The 2313-nt window shown below is 46.6% G+C and carries 3 protein-coding genes; 1 reads left to right on the top strand and 2 read right to left on the bottom strand.

Annotated features, from left to right (window positions below):
- The coding region (gene crtH / locus RMO27_RS19535) for a carotenoid isomerase (protein WP_309735660.1) at window positions 1-1211 on the bottom strand (1211 nt) is incomplete at its 3' end.
- Between the two features lie 314 nt (window positions 1212-1525).
- Between crtH and RMO27_RS19530 the strand changes: the two genes are divergently transcribed.
- On the top strand, window positions 1526-1906 hold the full coding sequence (locus tag RMO27_RS19530; protein ID WP_309735658.1) for a DUF2809 domain-containing protein: 381 nt from the start codon (window positions 1526-1528) through the stop codon (window positions 1904-1906).
- Window positions 1907-2002: 96 nt separating this feature from the next.
- On the opposite strand, the gene RMO27_RS19525 is transcribed toward RMO27_RS19530, so the two are convergent.
- Window positions 2003-2313: SDR family oxidoreductase (locus RMO27_RS19525; protein ID WP_309735653.1), on the bottom strand; the 311-nt coding region annotated here is incomplete at its 5' end.

Genomic DNA, 2313 nt, shown 5'->3' with positions numbered 1-2313 from the left:
GGACTTAAACCTTGCCAGTCGCTCATCCAACTCGGTGTAAACGCATGGATAATGTGGTGTCCCTCTGGAGCCAAACTCGGATCGAGCAAAGTCGGAATCGACACAAAAATCGTCCCTTCTGGCTCCTCCATCTGCGTCCAGTCTTCGAGCAAGACGTGGTGACACTCTGTCCCCGCAGGTAAAACATCCGCTGTGACGCCTAAATGCAGACTCAAAAAAGCGGGCGACTTCTGATAACGTTCCTGCCATTTGCGCTCCTTGGCGGGCATCTCTGCGGCTGGCAGTAGTTGCTCGAAGGTATCCCAGCGAGTAGCATTCGAGACAATTTTCCGAGCGCGAAAAGTTTTGCCGTTTGCTAGTTCGACACCAACAGCTTGACCACGTTCGGTGATAATTTTCGTCACCCGCGATTGATAATGAATTTTGCCGCCAGCTTTCTCTAAACCGGAAACTAGCTTTTGAGCGATTTGCCCGACGCCACCCTTGGGGTAATTAATACCACCATAATGTCGATCTGAAAATACCATCCCCGCATTAATCATCGGGGTCATTTCCGCAGGTACCACCGACCAGATATAGCACTCCATATCAATGAACTTGAGCACATCGGGATCTTTGATATATTTACGGGCAATGTCACCGACATTTAAGGGTAAATACTTAACCAAACCCAGACAGGCGGATGGATGTTGGAAAAACACGCGAGTCAGATAGCGCAACTCTTCGAGCGACAACAAATCCATCGCATTCAGACAATTAAATACCTGCCAACACTCATCATAAAACTTTCTAATCCCCTGAGCTTCATGGGGGAATTTGGCGAATAGCTCTTGTAAAAACCGTTCGTAATCCTGATGAACTTTGATATCTAATTTGTCGGGTAAATGATACTGCACCTGCACGGGATCGGGAATTGTCTCGATACTTTCTCCCACTGCTGCCAGTGCCCGCGTCAACAAATTGGTGGTACCTTGCTTGCCAAAGCCAAAAATCATCGAAGCTCCGACATCAAATCGATAGCCCTCGCGATCGAAATAACCCGCACTCCCCCCAGGAATCAGATATCGCTCCAATACCAGCACCTTTGCACCCTTAGCCGCTAACTGAGTCGCCGTCACCAATCCACCAATGCCCGAACCGATAATAATGGCATCAAAGTTAGTTCGATCGTCCAGCAATGCGTCAGCTTTAGTAGTAGCACTCACAGTCATAAATGAATCTTAAAAAAATCTAAAACGTCATACTCTCCTCGATTTTACCTCCTTTTCCCCATAACCTGAAGCCTAAACTCACTTGTTGAGCCAAATTAGTGCCGATTAATTGGGGGTGCGGCGAAAGCAACTGGACTCAATCTTCCCGCCCAGATCAATCTCCCCACCACAGCTTGGTAGACTTAAATATTGTCACGATCGATTGCGGCGCAGACAATTAGGCTATTATTCTTGGTTCGCTCGCCATTCGATCGCTGTGTCTCTTGAATTAGGACGGGAGATTGAGCTATCGATCGAACATTATCGCGACTGCTATGTTTGCCCTTAACAAAAAATACTGCTATTTCACACTACTGTTATTTGCAATAGAAGTAGGTATTGCGATATTTATCCATGACGGTTTTATCCGTCCTTTCATTGGGGATGTCCTAGTAGTTATTCTCATTTATTGCTTCGTTAAAACGTTCTGCAAGATTCGATCGACTACTGCGGCCATGTCGGTTTTGGCGTTTGCTGGGACGATCGAGATCCTGCAATCCTTTAATCTGGTGCAGATCTTAGGATTGCAAAATAACAAAATCATGGCTGTGGCGATCGGGAGTACGTTTGATTGGAAAGATTTGCTAGCTTATGCGATCGGGACGATCATCATTTTATGGCTAGAGAATAGTAACAACTTGGATCGATCGAGATAAAACTTCAAATTAAAATTGTTATTCAATTTAGAATTGTTTGCCTAAAGATCGTCGATCTTTAGACAAAGCCAATGCCTGAAATTTCCGACCCAACGGCTAATAGCCACCACCATTAGAATTAATCGTCTGTCCGGTAATCCATTGGGCGTCATCTGTTGCCAGCCAACCAATTAGCCTAGCTGCATCTTCTGGCTTACCCCAGCGTCCTTGGGGATTGGCGGCGCGAATGAATTCAGATAGTTCGCTATCAGCCCAGCCCGTATCGGTCGCACCAGGATTGACCGTATTGACCGTAATTCCCCTCGGCATCAGATGAGCGGACAAACTCAGCGTCAGTTGTTGCAAAGCACCTTTGGAAGCAACGTAGGCTAGCTCACCAGGCATAGGTGCCAACTGTTGTCCAGAAG

This window comes from Chamaesiphon sp. OTE_75_metabat_556 (genome assembly GCF_031378165.1).
Taxonomy (GTDB): domain Bacteria; phylum Cyanobacteriota; class Cyanobacteriia; order Cyanobacteriales; family Chamaesiphonaceae; genus Chamaesiphon.
This window is presented reverse-complemented; position numbering and strand designations above follow the sequence as displayed.